General features: G+C 42.9%; 4 protein-coding genes. All 4 read right to left on the reverse strand.

Annotated features, from left to right (window positions below):
• Nucleotides 1-192 (reverse strand): hypothetical protein (locus HQK80_15865; GenBank protein MBF0223669.1); only part of this gene is annotated, 192 nt, incomplete at its 3' end.
• Between the two features lie 241 nt (nt 193-433).
• Nucleotides 434-706, reverse strand: coding sequence for an HU family DNA-binding protein (locus HQK80_15870; protein MBF0223670.1), 273 nt, complete (start codon nt 704-706; stop codon nt 434-436).
• Nucleotides 707-1,264: 558 nt separating this feature from the next.
• Entirely contained in the window at nt 1,265-2,692 is a 1,428-nt protein-coding gene (locus tag HQK80_15875; protein ID MBF0223671.1) for an IS66 family transposase, read from the reverse strand.
• On the reverse strand, nt 2,689-3,576 hold the full coding sequence (locus HQK80_15880; protein ID MBF0223672.1) for a DUF4338 domain-containing protein: 888 nt from the start codon (nt 3,574-3,576) through the stop codon (nt 2,689-2,691). Before HQK80_15880 ends, HQK80_15875 begins: the two co-directional genes overlap by 4 nt.
• Nucleotides 3,577-3,898 lie beyond the last annotated feature (322 nt).

Consider the following 3,898-nt stretch of genomic DNA (forward strand, 5'->3'; position numbering starts at 1 on the left):
GTTCTGTTCGGTACGTTTAGGATAACTGTCGGTTGGCATTTCTGTAAGTTGGTATTTCTCATCCAATGGGCCGTCTTCAGTCAATCTGCCTTTAGGGATCGAGCCACAGTGGGGGAGATTATGTTTGATTGCAACGTCTAAACCGGCTTGGTCTGCACCAGTCTGGCCTCCTGAGATTATCATTGTTATCATAGGAAATTATTTTACTTTGAAATGAAGTTATTAATTCTCCATTGGTGGCTGGTGGCCTTGGTGGACAACCACCAACACCAATGGGGAAACACGCAGTTGTATCTTTTAATGCTAATATATTTTCTCAGTGGCTTTGGTGGCCTCAAAGATAATGTTGCTCAGCAGCAATCCCATACAGGCAGCTTATCTTTCCCAATAGGATCATAGAAATTCAGACCAAAACAACCAAACCAGCAGTCGACTAATTTACTGCATCAGCCAAACTTTTACCGACTTTAAACTTAGCAACTGTCTTTGCTGCAATCTTAAGTTCTTTACCTGTACTTGGATTACGACCAATACGGGCAGCTCGTTTTACCGCAGAAAAAGTACCGAATCCGACTAGCGTAACACTTTCACCTTTTGCCAGGGCACCAGTGATTGTCTCCATCGCTCCGTTGAGAGCTTTTTCTGCATCTACTTTTGTGAGGTCTGCTGATTCTGCCATTGCTGCAATAAGTTCTGATTTGTTCATTGTTAGTTTCCTTTTGTTGTTGAGTGAAAATTGACCGATAATATACACATGGCCGAGAACATAATAAGAAATTGTACCAAGTGCAATCAACAGCTACGTGTACCCGCTGATATTGGCGGGATGTTAATGGCCTGTCCTTCTTGTGGCCATAAATTTCATACTGATTTCAAGCTAAGGGCTTCAGGATCACCTAGAGCCTCTCAACACACGATTAAAGATCAACCGAGCACGTTTGTATCCAAAAGCACTTTTCGAGTCGTTGTGTAGCCTCTAAGCACGCCTCAGGTATATCCTGTATATTCTAGACACCCCAATTCCTATTCCTTTTGCTGAATGAAAATCTCAATTGGATAACCTGGCCATAAAATCAAACATGAGCCTTTGTGTGAAGCATTGGCCCCCAAAGGCCAAATGCTCACAACAAAGGTGAAAATATTTATTTTCTTTTTCTTTTTTTCTGGAAATGGAATTTGTAAATTTGTGCAGGTTGGAAATTGAATGAGTGAAGGGAAGGATATAATATATATTTTATTGTAACTGTTCAGGTCAAGTAATGGATTAAAACTGTGCAACCGGCAGGAAAGGCTGCCCTTTAATTGCAGCAGTAATAGAATCGAGGATGTTTCTCCCCTGTTTTCTTGCTGTGGAGAGATAACTTCGAATGCGGGCAAAATGTTCAGCCCCATGTACGGAGCGAAAACAGCCCGATATTTTAAGACGAACCTTTATCATACGAATATCTTGTTCGGCAAGGTTATTTGTGAATGGCACATTGATATCATGTAGAAAAGCAAGCACATAACCCTCAAAGTCGCTTAATCGGGTTAGGAGATTTTGCGCTTTTGACTTTGCTTGTCGTCCTCTTTTTTTCGGGGGTGGCTTTTGGGGTAAGGGGTTGGTTTCCCACCCATCAGACAAGAGTTGATGGTATTGCTTGATGTATGGATCCTTTTGCTTTGGGGTAAGTTGGGCGCTTTGGGTGCGGACAAAATCGTTCATTTTATTGAGGAGATCAAACAGCCTTTTTGCCCATATTTGTCCTTGCTGTTCAAATATAAAGGTGAGTTCACGCAACAGATGGGCATTACATAGGCCATGGTTGCAATCGTAATTCAGATATGGTTTCCAGAAGTCATGGATGAGGCGGCCTTTATAGTTGGGCAGGATCTGGAAATGATCCATTGCCTCTTTGCCACGTTTTTCATGAACACCGTAAAATGTTAATGACTCGGTGCTGGCACTGTGCAGCCAGTAGAGTTTTTTTGCTGTGCGCACCCCGCTTTCATCAACATGAAGCACCTTGCTTTTGGCGAGACCATCAATGAGATTTTCCTCAAAAGAGGCAAGGTTGTTATAGCTGCGGGCTGAGGCATCAAGAATTGTTGCAACACTGACCGATGGTCCGTAGAGGTCGGATACCAATTGGCTTAAACGATCAGCGGGAATAAAATGCTGATTTTGTAAATATACAAGCAAGCCTCTGAATCTTTGGCCATATTGCACAGGGGCATTAACACCTTCCGGGAAAGGAGCTTTTGTTGTTTGGCCACATTGAGGACATCTTTTCATCTCGCTTCTGTATTCGGTTACATCGAGTTTAGGCTCCGGTATTTCAAAAACCTGCCGGCAATCATAGTTGACGACAGGCTCGTGAGAAAGATCGGTACAGCAGGAACAGGTTGTAACTTTGAGGGGAATAATGATGTCAGGATTTTCTGCCTTCTGCAAACTGTGACCTTTGTGTCCTTTTTGGCCACCATGTTTCTTTCCAGATCGCTTACGAAGGCTTTTTGGTTTAGGCTTATTTATCCCATCTGAGGCAGGAGGCTTGCTGCTGTTTTGACTGTTTTTGGAAATTTGTTCTTCTAGCTGAAGAACTCGTTTTGTCAGTATTTGCACCTGTTCCTGAAGGGCCAGGTTGATATCCACGAGAGCTTCAGGATTAACTTGGGCAATCGCGAGTAATTGTTCGCGGGTGAAGATCATGATTCCCTCTGGCACAAAGCCTGTCTGAAGTTTTTTGTCAGAGGATACAGGAGAATATCTTTTAACGGTACCGACAATTTTGCATGATGATCTTGCCTGGATCGGCCCTTGGTCTGTCCGATGACTTGCCAGTTTGCTGCTTTGTAGCAGGTTCCTTTAAAGAGGTTACGCTCAACGAAAGTCTCAACCATGTGGATTGGATGGGCGTATTTATTTGTCCAATCCTGTTGAATACGGCGCATGATACAACCAAGGATATGACTGCCAAGGTGAGGGACTCGTACGTGGGGGAGAATAAGAAATCGTGTATTGTTGGTAATCAAATTGATATTTTCTTCGCGTGTTTTCTGGTCCCAGCCAATAAAAGAGTCTCGCGGAGCTGTTTTCCAGGCGGCAGAACCAAAGAGAAGACAGGCAACATCATGGCCGGAGCGATCACGTACCAGGTATTTTATATTTTCACCGACTGTTCGGTTAAACCCAAGGTAATGATGGCGGCTTAAATAATACCCCACACAGCTATCTTCATAAGAGTTCGGGACTGGAATACTGACAGATAAAGGAGTAAGATCCTTAAGAGATTTTTCAATAGCGTTTAGTTTGGGGGCAATGAATCCCGATGGGAAGGGAGGCCGTGCCGGTCGTCTACAAGAAGTACGGATCGAGGGCAGATCAAGAAGCTCCCGCTGCTCAAGCTTATCGATCATACTTCGAGCGGCAAATGTTTTTAATTGCCCGGAATGGGTACGCCATTCCCATTTAGAGCAAATATGTTTGGTGATTTTATGTCGGCTCCAAGCCGGATGATCTTGAACCACACTGCGTAACCAGCTGAGATCTGTTTGCTTGAGAAGCCGACCTTGACATGAAATTATTTCGTTCATGTCATTAATATTGCCACAAACGAAAAGGTTAGTCCAGAAAAATAATTAGGTCAGGTGAAAATGACCTGAACAGTTACATTTTATTTAATATAAAATATATATATCCCCCTCTCTCAATTACACCCATATTCATCCATTTTTTTTATTAATATTAGCCAGTGGTATTAGCAGTGGCCCTAAAGGCCAGCTGCCATACCATTGGCTATTTATTCATTAGTTCTTTTCATCGAATTGCATTCTGATTTGGGCCTAAAGTCTTCTGGCGTTTTACAACCACCTAAAACGGCATTTAATATCAATCGGCCATGTTTGTATCCATAAC

The organism is Desulfobulbaceae bacterium (genome assembly GCA_015231515.1).
Lineage (GTDB): Bacteria > Desulfobacterota > Desulfobulbia > Desulfobulbales > VMSU01 > JADGBM01.